The organism is Providencia sp. NPDC089933, from assembly GCF_049545585.1.
In the GTDB taxonomy this organism is placed as follows: domain Bacteria; phylum Pseudomonadota; class Gammaproteobacteria; order Enterobacterales; family Enterobacteriaceae; genus Providencia; species Providencia huashanensis.
The window spans coordinates 19,114-32,955 of record NZ_JBMWDT010000017.1; the positions used below are offsets into that span (position 1 = coordinate 19,114).

The window sequence follows — 13,842 nt, forward strand, 5'->3', positions numbered from 1 at the left end:
TTCGCTAATTTGTGAGATTAAATCGAATTTTAGTCCCCTATCAAAATAACATTTGGCAGACCATATGATCTGCCATTTTTTGATTAGCAAATATGGACAATACAGAAGTTGCCAAAGGCTTTATCAACATATTTATTTTTAAGCCTAATATACTGATAAAGGGATGGAATAACTTATCCGGTGCATAGTTAACTTCCGTTGTATTAGCATTAAAGGGATATCATAATTTCTGATTCTTTTCCTTTGTAAACTTCAGTTGCTATATAATCAAAAATCTCATAAGGAGAGACGTCTAGTATCAGCAAAATAATTAATAGCTTATCTATACTTAATTTATTAATACCTCTTTCATAACGAGACCATTGTTGCTGGCTAATACAAAGTTTTTTAGCGATTTCTTCTCCTGTAAGATCATTACTTTTTCTAATATCCTTGAGAAAGAACCCTATACATTTATTAATATTATTAACTCTTTGACTTGCTTTTAAAAATTGTTCATTAACATTATGCTTAGTCACTGTTTATTCCTATCATTGGTTAATACAAGTATACAGTGGTAATAATATATATGAACCACAGCATGAACATGTGAATAAACTTTAAATAATTATTTTTTAGAAAATTTAAAATATAAAAAGCACTATATGACAATAAAATTATGTTTTTTTGCAAAAAAATTGGGGGATTGTAGTTGTATACATAATGTAGCTATTCTCCCCATTCTCCTTCACATTAACATTAAACCACCCCCCCTTTTCTCGTGTATAACCATACATATAAATATATGCCAAGTTATCTGGTAGATTATCTAAAGGCGATATTTTAATATTAGAAACAGTCATTAAATAAGAATTATTATCAGTGACTTTATAATTTACTTTTATATCTCTCTTTATATTAAAAATGGAGTTTTCTTTTTTTAAGGTTGCTGAATAAGATATTGTACCTTCACCATTTTCTAGCATAAAACCAATACCAGTATCCATCACATCAAACCCTTTATCAGTAAAATAACTATAGCGAACTTGGGCGTAACAATTAAGATCAGGTATACGATTTTTATAGCTATTAAGATAGAAAAATATTGACGATATAAATAAAAAAAGTGAAACAACAGGAATTAATATTCTTTTCATTTTAAATTATCTTTTAAATAATAATAGTACGAACTACATATACTTTCAGATAGATAAATATATTCATTACATTTAATCACTGATATTCTTGGTAGGTTTGAATATACTGAAAAATATAGTTTTTCATTATTATAACAAGCTACCCCACCGATAGTTTTCAATATATTATCTAAGAAATTTTTTGAATAACTTTCACTAGCATAGATACTACAATCATTATAGTTACCCATATATTTATAACTAGAGAAGGGAGAAACAATCTTACTCATATTGTTATAATAAAGAAAAACCATTACCAAACATAGTAATATTAAAAAAACCACTGAAAGATTAACATGATATTTATTTTTTTTAGTGGTGTTTTTCTTAACTAAAGGCTGCTCTATAACTGTCAATGGTTTTTCGATAACTGCCAATGGTTTTTTTTCACTTAAATGATGGTTTTTTACTTTTTTAATATCTATATTTTTTGATATTACAATGCCACGCCGTGGTATTGTAATCAAAACATCAGGTGTGTACCCTAGTTGTTTAAAGGCCTTTCTTATAATTGAAATATTTTGATAAAAAGTATTCGAATTTATTGGAATACCATGAGCCTCCCAAACCTCATGAAATAACTGTTTCTGAGTTGTTACTTCAGGTGAATTTTTTAATACAATGGATAAACACTCATTTGCCGGAACAGTTAATGTTGCCACTTCATTTGTATTTAATAAATTTATAATTTTTGCCGATTCTTTATCATAAAGAATCGTATCATCAAAAATGACTTGCTGTATTTTACTCATACTCCCCCCTAACTCATAATAAGTGTATTTTAACATTTAAACATTTTCAAGATTTAAATTTTCAGTACCAATTAATAATAATTCACATAATAATCATTATCATCAAGGCCTTAACCAAAATATTCTATACCCGACTAAAAAGACTATTTTAAGTAAGATAAAAAACTAAAATTATAAAAAACCATAAATTTAAAAACATCCTTAAGAAGAAGTACATTACAACATATATTTTATTTTTCTTAATTAAATATTCTTAAATAAAAAAAACATATAATTATTCATAAGTTACGAGAGAATTAATGATTATAAAAAAACAAAAATTTAACATTCCCTATCCATATAAATAAAAAATCACAAACATCAACAGCCATAAAAACACCAACAAATATATTTAAGATAATTTAAGAAACAACATAACAACTTGATTTTATTAGATTTTATCCAATGAGATAAAAATAAAATCTTAATTATTAAAATTTAAGTCTTTTTAATTAAACAAATTACAAGCTTAGAGATTAATATTTAAAACAGGCAAGGAGAGGAATGATATTTTATTTAATAATTTTATAAAATTAATTATTGATAAATCTGAAGTCCATTCCATAAGTAAGAAAGCCTACAGAAAACACTAGTAACTTGATTAACTTTATCTGTTACTACTTTAAATTTTAAAATAAATATTAATTAATGGATGAAATATGAAATTGAATAAAGTTTTTTTATCTTTAGCTTTAACTTCAGGTATTATGGCTTTTGGTGCAGCTGCAGTGGAACCAGAAACAGCTACAGCTCCAAAAGAGCAAGGATCAGGTAGTGTGACTTTTACAGGTTCAATTATTGATTCACCATGCTCTATCGCACCAGAAAGTTCTAACCAAACCGTTGATCTTGGTCAAATTTCAAGTGTGTTACTTTCAAATGCAGGAAATTCAACTCCCCGTAATTTTACCATTGGATTAGAAAAATGTGATACTACAACGAAAAAAAATGTAACTATCACATTTGATGGCTCTAAAGATGCAATAAACAACAAGCTTTTAGGTGTAACTGGTAGTGCTAAAGGCGCAGGCGTTGTTGTTACGGACGGTAGCGGTACACAAATTACATTAGGTACGCCGTCAGCAGCACGCAGCTTATTAAATGGGGATAATAAATTAGTATTTTCTGCATACTTACAAGGTAGTTCAGCAACAGGGGAAGTTACCCCAGGCGAATTTAGCAGTGTAGCAAACTTTACACTTGCATACCCATAATTTTCTCTTTGTATAACTAATACATTATTAAATAAATTATAACAACTGCCCATATGAACTAATTAATTCATCTAATTCTTCATTATGGGCAGTATATAGTTATATTTAATTTTATTTATTTTATCGCCTCATTATTAATTATAAAAAACAAAACCAGTTTGTATTACATACAGTCACTGAAATTATAAAAATATTTATGACTTTATCGAAATTAATAACTTAACGGAATTAGCTATGATTAATAGGGAAAAAACTAAATATAAAGCAGTAGTTATCATTCCACTGTTGACCATGAGCTATTGTTTTAATTCAGAAGCGATAGAATTTAATACTGATGTGCTTGATTCAGTTGATAGAAGTAATATAGATTTATCTAGATTTAAAGATTCTGATTATGTAATGCCTGGTGATTACCTGCTAAATATTTTCCTGAATAATCAAAAAATTGAAAATGAAGAACAATCAATTTCATTCTATGCAAATGAGATAGACCCTAAAAAAACAGATATTTGTTTTCCTGTCTAGTTAGTCAATAAACTTGGTTTGACTCAAAATACCCTAGAAGAAGTTAAAACTTGGCACCAACAACAGTGTGCTGATTTCAGCTCTTTAAAAGGTTTAAATATTAAGGCAAATGTTGCAGATGGAACACTATATTTAACCATGCCAAATTTCTATTTAGAATATCGCGACACTAACTGGTTACCACAATCTCAATGGGATGATGGAATAAATGGTTTACTGGTAGACTATAATCTAAATATGGATTTGAACCGCCTTGATAACAATGGGTCCACAAGAAATTTAAGTGTTAGTGGTACTGTAGGTGCAAATATAAGTAAATGGAGAATGCGTGCAGACTACCAAGGTAACCATACTAAAGCTTCGTCATCGAATCATACAATAAATAAATTTGATTGGTCTAGATGGTATGCATTTAGACCAATACCCAATATTCACGCTGTTGCTACCTTAGGTGAGAATTTTTTTCAATCAAATATATTCGACTCATTTAGATATACTGGTGCTAGCTTAGTTACTGATGAAAGAATGCTTCCACCCAATTTAAGGGGTTATGCTCCTGAAGTTAGGGGTATTGCAAAAACTAATGCCACAGTTACCGTAACTCAACACGATCGAGTAATACATGAAACAACCGTCGCATCAGGTCCCTTCCAAATTCGCGATCTGACTAGTGCTGTAAGTGGAAAATTAAAGGTTAAAGTTCAAGAACAAGATGGAACAGAACAAATATTTTATATTGATACTGCTAATGTTCCTTACCTGACGAGACCAGGATCTTTACGTTACAAAATAGCCGTAGGACGACCTTCAACGTTTCAGCATAAAATACAAGGAGATTTCTTTGCTAGCAATGAAATCTCTTGGGGTGTTGCGAATAGCTGGTCTCTTTACGGCGGGGGAATTATGACTGATGGGTTCAATTCTTTATCCGTTGGTATAGGTAGAGATTTATTTCTATTGGGAGCTTTATCTGCCGATGTTACACAATCACACGCACAAATTCCGGGCTCCAATACTAAATCAGGTAAATCTTATCGGCTAAGTTATTCCAAAAGATTTGATGATTACGATAGTGAAGTAACTTTTGCTGGCTACAGATTTTCTGAGCGTAATTATGTAACGATGAATCAATTTTTAAATTTACGTTATCATAATAATGATATAAAACAAAATAAAGAAATGTATACCGTAACAATCAATAAAAACTTCTCAGATGCAAGATTAAGTTTATACTCTACGTATTCACATCAAAGCTACTGGGATAAACCAGAAGAAAATAACTATAGTTTGTCACTAAGCCGATATTTTGATTTTTTAAATCAAAAAAATCTATCCATTAATATTTCTGCGGTAAGAAGTCAAAGAAATCAGCGTACAGATGATAGTATTTCGGTGGGTATTAGCCTGCCTTTAGGAAATGGTCAAAGCCTTGGCTATAACGGTCAAAGCTCTAGTAACTATATTAATCAATCTGTCAATTTCACAGATAATATAGACATAAATAATAACTATAGAATGTCTATTGGTGAGTCACATAAATCAACACAAGAAATAAATACTATGATTAATGGCTATTATAGCCATCGTAATGATATAGCTGATGTTAGCGTCAATGCGTCATATGCTCAACAGCAATATAGCTCCGTGGGAGCTTCAATTCAAGGAGGCCTGACAGCCACAATGAATGGTGCTGCTTTTCATCCTTCAGGTATTAATGGTGGTACAAGATTAATGCTGAGTACAGAAGGTGTTGAAAACATCCCAATTAATAATGGAATAATACATAGTAATTATTTCGGAATTGCTGTGCTCACAAATATCAATAGCTATTATCGCACAGATACCAGTATTGATGTAAATCAAATAGCTGATGACATAGATGTTAATAGTAGTATTGTTGAATCTGCTCTCACAGACGGTGCTATCGGTTACCGTAAATTCAGTATACTTCGGGGGAATAAAGGTTTTGTCATTGTTAGATTAAAACAAGGCAACTATCCTCCTTTTGGAGCTAGCATTCAAAATGAGAAAGGCAGAGAGCTTGGGATCGTTGGTGATAATGGATTAGCTTATATAGCAGGTTTTAATATTGGTGAAACCTTGCATGTTAAATGGAATGGAACACCACAGTGTCAGATTGAAATTCCACAAAAAATCGAACTTAATCAAGATTTGTTACTTCCTTGTGATTTTAAAAGAATTAAATAATTATATTTAGGAGATGAAATGAAAAAGACGTCCATTTATGCATTTTTTATACTTACATTATTAAATTCAGAGTATAGTAGTGCTGCAATAGCATTAGACCGAACACGCGCCATATATGAAGAAGGAACAAAAGCAATAAGTTTAAAAATAAGCAATGAAAGTAATCAGTTGCCATATTTAGCTCAAGCATGGATTGAAGATGAAAACTTCAATAAAGTAACAAAACCATTATTAATTACTCCGCCTATTCAACGTATTGAACCGGGAAGTAAAAGTATGATTCGCATATCTTCATTACCAGAAGTAAAGGATTTACCACAAGATAGAGAAACTCTTTTTTACTTTAACCTTAGAGAAATACCACCTCGTAGTGATAAGCCTAATATTATGCAGATTGCACTTCAAACAAAAATTAAATTATTCTATCGGCCTAGCTCAATAATGACAAACTCAGGCAAACCTTGGCAAAATAAACTTATTTTAACTAAAGAAAAAAATGGCTATACTATTGAAAACCCAACTGGTTATTATATTACCATAACTGACATACAATCCTACAACAATAAAAAAAGTGATAACCAATTTTCTCCTATTACAGTTTCACCAATGAGTAGCACAAATTTAACAACGACTGTTTATGATAATTTCACACTTACATATATCAATGACTATGGTGGTCGTCCAACATTAGATTTTCAGTGTTTAAACCATAAATGCCAAGTTAAATAAATTTGAGAAATTTATGCCAAATAAATATTTATTAATATCATTAATTTTTTTTCATTCTACATCATTATCTTCAATTCTTGGTTATGGAACTGATATGCAGTTTAAGGGCCGTCTATTTGAGCCTGGATGTGAATTCAACAACAAGGTAGATATGGATATTGATTTTGGTATGATTGGATTCAAAAAAGTTGATGGAAAAAAATACGCAAAAAAAATTAATATTCCAATGAAATGTAAAGGTAGTTTAAATAAAAACCTATACATTCAAATTCAAGGAAATGCTGTTAGCGGCAACAACAATGTAATATCAACAAGTAAAGAAAATTTAGGAATTATATTTAACGATAACATTGGTAACCCAATTACACTTAATAAATTTTTAGCAGCTAAAAGTGACAGTATATATGAGTTTACTATTACACCAATAATGTTAGATATGACAAAACCACTTGATGTTGGTTATTTTTCAGCCACGGCAACTTTGGTTTCAACTTATTTTTAATAAGGGACTCTATGTATTATATTTATATCATATTTTTTCTGTACTCAGCTTTTATTTCAAACGCATTTTCTAGAAATGGTGATTTATATATGCATGGGGAAATTGTCTCTGAACCATGTGTATTAAATTTAAACTCTAGAAACCAAACCATAGAAATTGGAAATGTAATTAAAAAAACCTTGTATCTCCACACCCGGACGATTGGATATCCATTTACAATACAATTAGAAGAGTGTGATACTTCATTGGGTAATGATGTGGAAATTAGCTTTATTGGTGATGGAGATTTAATACTTCCTGAGTTATTGGCAATCAATGGTACGGCAAAAGGGATAGCAATAGGTATAGAAACTATTGATGGTGAGCATATAAAAATAAACAAAAGTATTTTAAGAAAGAAAATCACTAATGGGCAAAATACTATAACAATTAATGCATACATACAAGCATATACCGATGCAATTGAAAATAATCAAATTATAGATGGTGATTTTAATGCCAATCTTAATTTATTAATCAACTATCCTTAGGTTGTAATGATATGATATATTCAATAAAAAAAATATTAACCGTAACTAAAACAATATTTATTCTAACTCTACTTAACTTTCTTTTTTTACAAAACTCTATTGCTGCTGATATCGAAAATACTTGCTGGGATTATAAAGAGTCAAATATATTTAATGTAACTCTTAGTGGTAGCTCCTTTACTAATAGCAAAGCTAATTCATCTGTTTTATATAATTATAGGTCTCCTCAAGGTCCTTATCCTATAGTTTGTCGTTTTAAACCTGAAAGTTCAGGTTCAGGTAGTTATATGTATCCAATGGCATATTATAATACAAGAAGTTCACTACCTAAATCCGAATACGGCAATGGTTTTTTAAAACTAAGTGACGATTTGGATATAAAAATTCAAACAACAGGTTTTAATGGAGCCACAATACCTCATACGCCTACCAGTGGTAGTGGTCGTGATGTAGGTTCATTAAGGGAAGGTTTGAATTTTCTTAATGGTTCCTATGGTGTAGAACAGTTAATTACCTTACGATTAAGAAAAGATCAGTTGAACGGTTTTGTCAATGTTCCCCCTGGAATTGAATTATTCTCTGTTTATGATTCAATTTATATTTTTAGCAGCTTAAATAACTCTACTTCAGCAAAATTTTACACAACCGGGCAAACAATTTTATTACCAATTATATGCCAGATTAATAACAACCAAGATATTAACATTGACTTTGGTGATATTGATAATACAAGGATAACTCAAACTGGTGATAGCTATATCAAGACTATCCCACTATTGTATTCTTGCAATACGTCGATAAGCCAAGATATAAAGGTTACTATTATCGCTAACCCTGCTAGTTTTTCTTCTGATTTGGTTTCTACCTCTCTCCGGGATGATATAGGGATCATGATAAAATACAATGGCCTTATTGTGAAGCCGAACACATCATTTAATACTGTGTTGACTAATGGCACGGGGCAAGATGTACTCGAAGTTGCTCCTGTAATAAACGATCCAAACAAATCAATAACTGGGGAATTTACAGCATCAGCAACACTTGTAATGACTATACTGTAGAATATGTACTGCTCTATTTAACGATGGTTGATAGAGCAAAATTCATCTAACTCATGCTGAATAGTAAAATCTCGCGATTTATATCATTACCATCAATTTTCTGTATTTTTTCTTATCGCATATAAACTCCAAATACCTTAAACTTAATAATATTTAATTTAAGGGGACTCGAAGTGGCATTCACTATTACTTATCTTTTGTTTTTTTCTTTTTTATTACTCGTTCTTGCTTATTGGAGTTTTTCAGCGCTACTCCCTAAATCGCCGCCAATCAGCCTTAGCTGCCTTTTTGCTAGGACAATCATTGGTGCTGTTTTGGGAATAGCTGCTTTATATGTGATTATTGTTGTTGCCTCAATCTCTATTTAACCGATTATAATAAGGTTACTTTACCGAAAGTGTCGTTATTTCCAATAGCGCAGAATAGGAAAAAACCGGGTCTATAGGCATAAAGATAATAAATGTTAACCAACCTATGTTTACCATATCATAAGCAAAATTAATATACATAATATCTCCTTGTATTTGGCAACGGTATTTCACTGTATTAAAGTAATTAAAACAATAAGACAAACACTGAATTAATCATTTATATCTCGATTAATAGTCAATAATACGTAAAATTAAGGAGTGGGAAGTAGAAAATAATATTAACGACTGGATGCACTATAATGAAAAAAATTGATATTATATAAAGATGAAGTGCTCAAGCTATTGTAAAATATCGCACAATATTCTCTAATAGAAGAAAGTATACTAAATTTTATACGTTTTTAATCATTGATTCCTTACATGTGATAGAGCATCCCATATTAATATTTGTTCAGAATACAATTACGACAGTTTTAAGTTCATAGTTGATACAAATGTATTTGTATCTAAAATTAACAGTGAATGATTAGAATTATTTAGTCAACTAATTGATTTATATAAACAGCAATCAAAAAGTGGCACTGACTGCGCCACTTTAGCTTCAATAATTACTTATGAGATACGATACCAACCCATTAACATAATATAGGCGTTGGTTACTGTAATTACAGCAGCACTACCTTTATTACCTGTTGTTCCTGAGATTGTATGGGTATGGCCACCTATTGCGACGGTGTGGGTATGGGCGCCAGAAGAACCTGTTGTTTGTTCCTCTTGTACCCACGCAATTCTCCCTCCATTTGTAGCGTTAGGCATTGTTGTTAATCTTTTTACCCCTGTAAATGTATGAGTATGAGCTCCAGTACTATTTGTCGTTTTCGTCCCATAATCAAAACTACTGGTTGTTGCTGAGAAGCTATGATTATGTGCAGGTAATTGTGCTTCCATTAACTTAATCGAATCACTACCACCACTACTTAACACATTATTACCACTCGAATTGGCTAATCGAATCGTTTTATTTTCACCAATATATTGCCACTTCGTGCCAGGAAATAACGTATTTGGGTTTTTATTTTGAGCAAACCACACCACAATACCAACTGGGTAAATTGTATTAAGATTAACCGCATTTTGTAAGGCGTCAGTCACTGCTTTTTGACTCATGACCGCCGTTGTTGAACTGCCCGTTGCCTGAACAACACTGCTGATATTAAGCTTAGTATTTAGGCCGTTAGTTAAAGCACTATTCGTCGCATAATCCCCCGCAGGCTGATAACTTCCTTTGGGTTGATATCGCCCATCTGCTTCTGCTTTGGTGTAGCTTTCCCCCTTAAGTGCGTAGTTCCCAGCAGGGGCATAGTTACCTTTAGGTTGATAAAGAGTATCGGACTCCACTTTTGAATAGCTATAACCAGCAGGAAGATAATTACCTAATGGCTGGAAACGCTTGTCGGATTCGGTTTTATTATAAACATTGATATCGCTGGCAGTTAAATCTGCTTTTAATTCATGCCATGCTGCTCCAGCAGCTGGTTCATTGCTATTATTCTCAACTTTCGACTGCCATGCCTTATTTTTATGATAAACAATGGCGCGGATCGGGTATGGTTTAGCTTCTGCTGCCCATTTAGGTAGCCCCAAACTTTGCAGCTCACCAATCGCCTCCGTAATATCGTGAAACATACCGTTCATCTTTTCACGTTCAATATCTTTCGCCGCAGGGTCCGTTATTTGGTCGCGCTCATAATCATAACTATAGCCCTGCGTGTAAGATACTGCGCCATCCGCTTGTACATCATCAGGAATAGAAGTTCTGTCCCCTTGTGTTGCAAAGGGGATTTTAAATATTTTTGTCATGGATTTTATGCTCCGAAATTACTACTGAGGAAGTTTTTACGATGTTGGCCGTGACCGAACGATTTCTTCGTCACGATACGATATTTAACCCCAACCCCAGATGGGCGAGGCATTAGGTCAAAATTTTCAAGAAGCACCCGTAAACGTTCGTCAGGATTGAAACTAAACACATAATACAGATAACTCATATCCAGCGGGTCTAGCACGAACACTTTGCTATCTGCTTGCCAGAAAAACTGTTTAAGGAACTGATTTATATTGGTAACCGTTGGGCTTTGCGTCAGGTTAAAATAACGCATACGCACAACCAGACGCTTTTGCTCAACTGTCAGGGATAAGGTGTAATCGGTATTACGCCGAAAATTAGCGTTAAAATTGGCTTTCTTTTTGCCAAAACCAAAACCAATTTTCGTTATATCACTAGGAAAAACATCAATCCCCAGTGGTACATCAAGAATACGTGCCCAAATATTTAAACCTAACTCATTAGCGGTATCAATATTGAACACATCACGATACCAACCACTCCAAAACTGCGTTGTCGCACGTTCAAAGTAATTCGCTTTATATTGTGCTAATACCTTAAGATTTTCAGCATCTTCATACTGCCAAAGAATGGCGCGCAATAAATCTGAATGGAAATCAAACGATTGGATTTTCGTCATACCATCACCACTTGTACTGCACTGCGTTTGATTCTTGCCACCTCATTCATATTTATTTTATAGTTATTCGATGACCAAGCTTTGCCATCAGTTGAAAGCTCAACATGCGTAATAAATAAGCGAGGCTCAACCGCATTAATACCCGCTGATATTTCAAATGGCGAAACATCTCGCCCAACCACTAAAGCCCCCTCACCATCGATATCCCCATTAGCCCATGACTCAACCGCAGCTGGGATAATGGTTTGTGCATCAACGGTAGCTTTTTTTACTGTCACACGACAAAACAACACAATCTCTTTCGCCCGATCAAACTTAACGGGATAAGTTTGGCCGCTGATTGTGTCTAAAACATTAACTTCTTCATTGCCATTAAAAGATGCTCCGAGCGTTTTTGTACGTAATAGCGAACGAGCAATCGCATCTTTATCTCCCCCTTCAACACACACATAAATACTATGAGGCACTAGGGTGATCCCCTCAAAAACCATCGGCTGACTGGTATGATTTTCTCTATAAGCAAGGGAACGCACACCTTCTAGTTCATATAATGCAGAGGTAATCGCTTCACCCACGCTGACCGTGTTCTTAGCTAATGTCTGCTTACGCCGCCGCCTTGCCTGTAAGTCTGATTCCGCATTTCTCCCCAGTATTGCATTACTCGGGTTATAAACGGTTTCCCAACCTAATACGGAGCTAGCCACTTTATTCAGTTGCCCAATCCCACACTCAATCGCCCCCGTTTTAATGGCGCGCATATCCCCTGTAATAGTGCCATCCTTACCAATAATCAGAGTGTTGGTGGTTTCAAATAAATCACCACTCAGCGTTGCTGCTTGCGACCCTTTAGGGATCAAGGTGTCGGCAGTACCGGTGAATTTAACCTGTGTCAAAAATGAATGGGTCGCATCAAAACGCTGACCGCCCATTAACGCCCATATTGCATCGAGAAATATACCGCCGGCTAAATCAGGGTTAATTTGATTGGCTAGCTCGGCATTATTTCGTGCGATTGCATCCCGATTCTCAACTTCCATGGTGATAAGTGCACCTTGCGGCGTTTCAGGTGACACATCGAGTTGTTGACCAAAGAGGTTTTTAAATTCATTTTCGACCTCATCACGTAAAGTGCTGGTATCAGGCACAATGACACCTTGTGATGTAATATATTGATAATCAGCCATTAAGTGTTATCTCCCCATAAATAGTTTGGATCACCGCGGTATAATTCAGTGTGTTATCCGCCATCACTGCCGAAAATGACACCACGGAGGTCACATCATCCAGTTCCCCCATTCGGCTGCGAAAAGCAGACTCAAACAAAGGCATGTCCACTTGCCGCCCAAAGGTTGTTTTCCAATACGGGAGCCCCGAATTTAGCTTATGTAACATTTCACCGCGTATCGCTTTGGCGTAATGCTCGCAACGGTTTTGCGTTGCTTTTTCAGCGTTTGCTATCGCTAAGTTGCCACTACTGCCAATATAAATATCGTTATTGTCGTTAACATCGAAGGTCATCATATTGGGGCTCCTGTGTTGCTATTACCGCTTTGAATACCACTATGTTTATGCGTTGAGCCAATATCCTTACCATTATGTTTCATCGTGCCACCGTTTGAGTCGCTGTTTCCATTCACCGCCTGGTTACCATTGATCGTGACATTACCGTTAAAGGTGGTTTCAGGCACATTAACCTCAAAAATGGGTGAATCTAATACAGTTTTTCCTTCATGTAATGACAAACATACTGAGCCATCCATAGACTGAATGACTAGCGCATCGGTATTTTTTCCATCAATCAGCCAGCCTTTAAGTGTGTCCGGATAAAACATAGCATCACTAAAAGTATGTAAGCGCGCTGTATTCGGTTCATCTTCTAAACCGCCCCGTTGAAAGACTAAGCTGATATCGCGGTCATTGGCTTTGAGCCAACCAAAATCCCCTGCTTTAATGGGCATTCGGATAAAAAAACCTCCTCCTCCAAAGCGGAAAACCGGGATGTTCGCTACCGAAGCACGCCCAATTTTTTTCCCCTCGGTAGAAACCATCATCACTAACGGTTTGATAACAGCTCGATTGGTTTTATCGTTATAACTCACCACTGTAGCCGGTAGCATGTCATCAATATTCATCAATAAGTTACGAAACGCAGCCATAAACTGCCCTGCCAAGCTGCCTTCGCTAGCAATATCATTATTTGGTTGGTTCATG

At 34.1% G+C, this 13,842-nt stretch carries 15 protein-coding genes and 1 pseudogene; 8 read left to right on the plus strand and 8 right to left on the minus strand.

The features are described 5' to 3' along the window. Positions 1-209 precede the first annotated feature (209 nt). The 3 genes from ACPEH5_RS19335 to ACPEH5_RS19345 all read right to left on the minus strand — a co-directional run bounded on the left by ACPEH5_RS19335 (position 210) and on the right by ACPEH5_RS19345 (position 1,927). Positions 210-518 (minus strand): helix-turn-helix domain-containing protein, encoded by a 309-nt coding sequence (locus ACPEH5_RS19335; RefSeq protein WP_034782279.1) that lies wholly within the window; start codon positions 516-518, stop codon positions 210-212. Between the two features lie 138 nt (positions 519-656). Further along, positions 657-1,136: a hypothetical protein gene (locus ACPEH5_RS19340; protein ID WP_166696626.1), complete on the minus strand. Its 480-nt coding sequence runs from the start codon at positions 1,134-1,136 to the stop codon at positions 657-659. Next, positions 1,133-1,927 (minus strand): winged helix-turn-helix domain-containing protein, encoded by a 795-nt coding sequence (locus tag ACPEH5_RS19345; RefSeq protein ID WP_423727139.1) that lies wholly within the window; start codon positions 1,925-1,927, stop codon positions 1,133-1,135. The genes ACPEH5_RS19340 and ACPEH5_RS19345 overlap by 4 nt, the downstream gene beginning before the upstream one ends. A gap of 698 nt (positions 1,928-2,625) precedes the next feature. Here ACPEH5_RS19345 and ACPEH5_RS19350 point away from each other — a divergent pair. From ACPEH5_RS19350 to ACPEH5_RS19385, 8 genes and pseudogenes are all read left to right on the plus strand, one after another. Continuing rightward, the gene (locus tag ACPEH5_RS19350; RefSeq protein WP_166687099.1) at positions 2,626-3,180 is read left to right on the plus strand and encodes a fimbrial protein; all 555 of its coding nucleotides are present in this window, start codon (positions 2,626-2,628) and stop codon (positions 3,178-3,180) included. Between the two features lie 291 nt (positions 3,181-3,471). Further along, a pseudogene (locus tag ACPEH5_RS19355) lies at positions 3,472-3,930 on the plus strand (FimD/PapC N-terminal domain-containing protein); the annotation flags it as partial. 12 nt (positions 3,931-3,942) lie between these two features. Then, positions 3,943-5,913, plus strand: a complete 1,971-nt coding sequence (locus tag ACPEH5_RS19360; protein WP_423727142.1) for a fimbria/pilus outer membrane usher protein — start codon at positions 3,943-3,945, stop codon at positions 5,911-5,913. An 18-nt stretch (positions 5,914-5,931) separates the two neighbouring features. Continuing rightward, complete coding sequence (locus ACPEH5_RS19365; protein ID WP_166687097.1) at positions 5,932-6,642, plus strand: fimbria/pilus periplasmic chaperone; 711 nt, start codon at positions 5,932-5,934, stop codon at positions 6,640-6,642. A gap of 13 nt (positions 6,643-6,655) precedes the next feature. Next, positions 6,656-7,144, plus strand: a complete 489-nt coding sequence (locus ACPEH5_RS19370) for a fimbrial protein (protein WP_166687096.1) — start codon at positions 6,656-6,658, stop codon at positions 7,142-7,144. An 11-nt stretch (positions 7,145-7,155) separates the two neighbouring features. Beyond that, entirely contained in the window at positions 7,156-7,674 is a 519-nt protein-coding gene (locus tag ACPEH5_RS19375) for a fimbrial protein (RefSeq protein WP_166687095.1), read from the plus strand. A gap of 11 nt (positions 7,675-7,685) precedes the next feature. Beyond that, positions 7,686-8,735, plus strand: a complete 1,050-nt coding sequence (locus ACPEH5_RS19380) for a fimbrial protein (protein ID WP_166687094.1) — start codon at positions 7,686-7,688, stop codon at positions 8,733-8,735. 173 nt (positions 8,736-8,908) lie between these two features. After that, positions 8,909-9,103, plus strand: a complete 195-nt coding sequence (locus ACPEH5_RS19385; RefSeq protein ID WP_166687093.1) for a hypothetical protein — start codon at positions 8,909-8,911, stop codon at positions 9,101-9,103. A gap of 615 nt (positions 9,104-9,718) precedes the next feature. Here the strand turns inward: ACPEH5_RS19385 and ACPEH5_RS19390 are convergent. From ACPEH5_RS19390 to ACPEH5_RS19410, 5 genes are read right to left on the minus strand one after another with little or no spacing between them, the layout of a single operon-like run. Next, positions 9,719-10,966 (minus strand): phage baseplate protein, encoded by a 1,248-nt coding sequence (locus ACPEH5_RS19390; RefSeq protein WP_166687092.1) that lies wholly within the window; start codon positions 10,964-10,966, stop codon positions 9,719-9,721. Positions 10,967-10,971: 5 nt separating this feature from the next. After that, on the minus strand, positions 10,972-11,631 hold the full coding sequence (locus ACPEH5_RS19395; protein ID WP_166687091.1) for a DUF2612 domain-containing protein: 660 nt from the start codon (positions 11,629-11,631) through the stop codon (positions 10,972-10,974). Next, on the minus strand, positions 11,628-12,815 hold the full coding sequence (locus ACPEH5_RS19400; RefSeq protein WP_166687090.1) for a baseplate J/gp47 family protein: 1,188 nt from the start codon (positions 12,813-12,815) through the stop codon (positions 11,628-11,630). The genes ACPEH5_RS19395 and ACPEH5_RS19400 overlap by 4 nt, the downstream gene beginning before the upstream one ends. After that, positions 12,808-13,152: a hypothetical protein gene (locus ACPEH5_RS19405; RefSeq protein ID WP_166687089.1), complete on the minus strand. Its 345-nt coding sequence runs from the start codon at positions 13,150-13,152 to the stop codon at positions 12,808-12,810. The genes ACPEH5_RS19400 and ACPEH5_RS19405 overlap by 8 nt, the downstream gene beginning before the upstream one ends. Continuing rightward, positions 13,149-13,841 (minus strand): Gp138 family membrane-puncturing spike protein, encoded by a 693-nt coding sequence (locus tag ACPEH5_RS19410; RefSeq protein WP_166687088.1) that lies wholly within the window; start codon positions 13,839-13,841, stop codon positions 13,149-13,151. The genes ACPEH5_RS19405 and ACPEH5_RS19410 overlap by 4 nt, the downstream gene beginning before the upstream one ends. Position 13,842 lies beyond the last annotated feature (1 nt).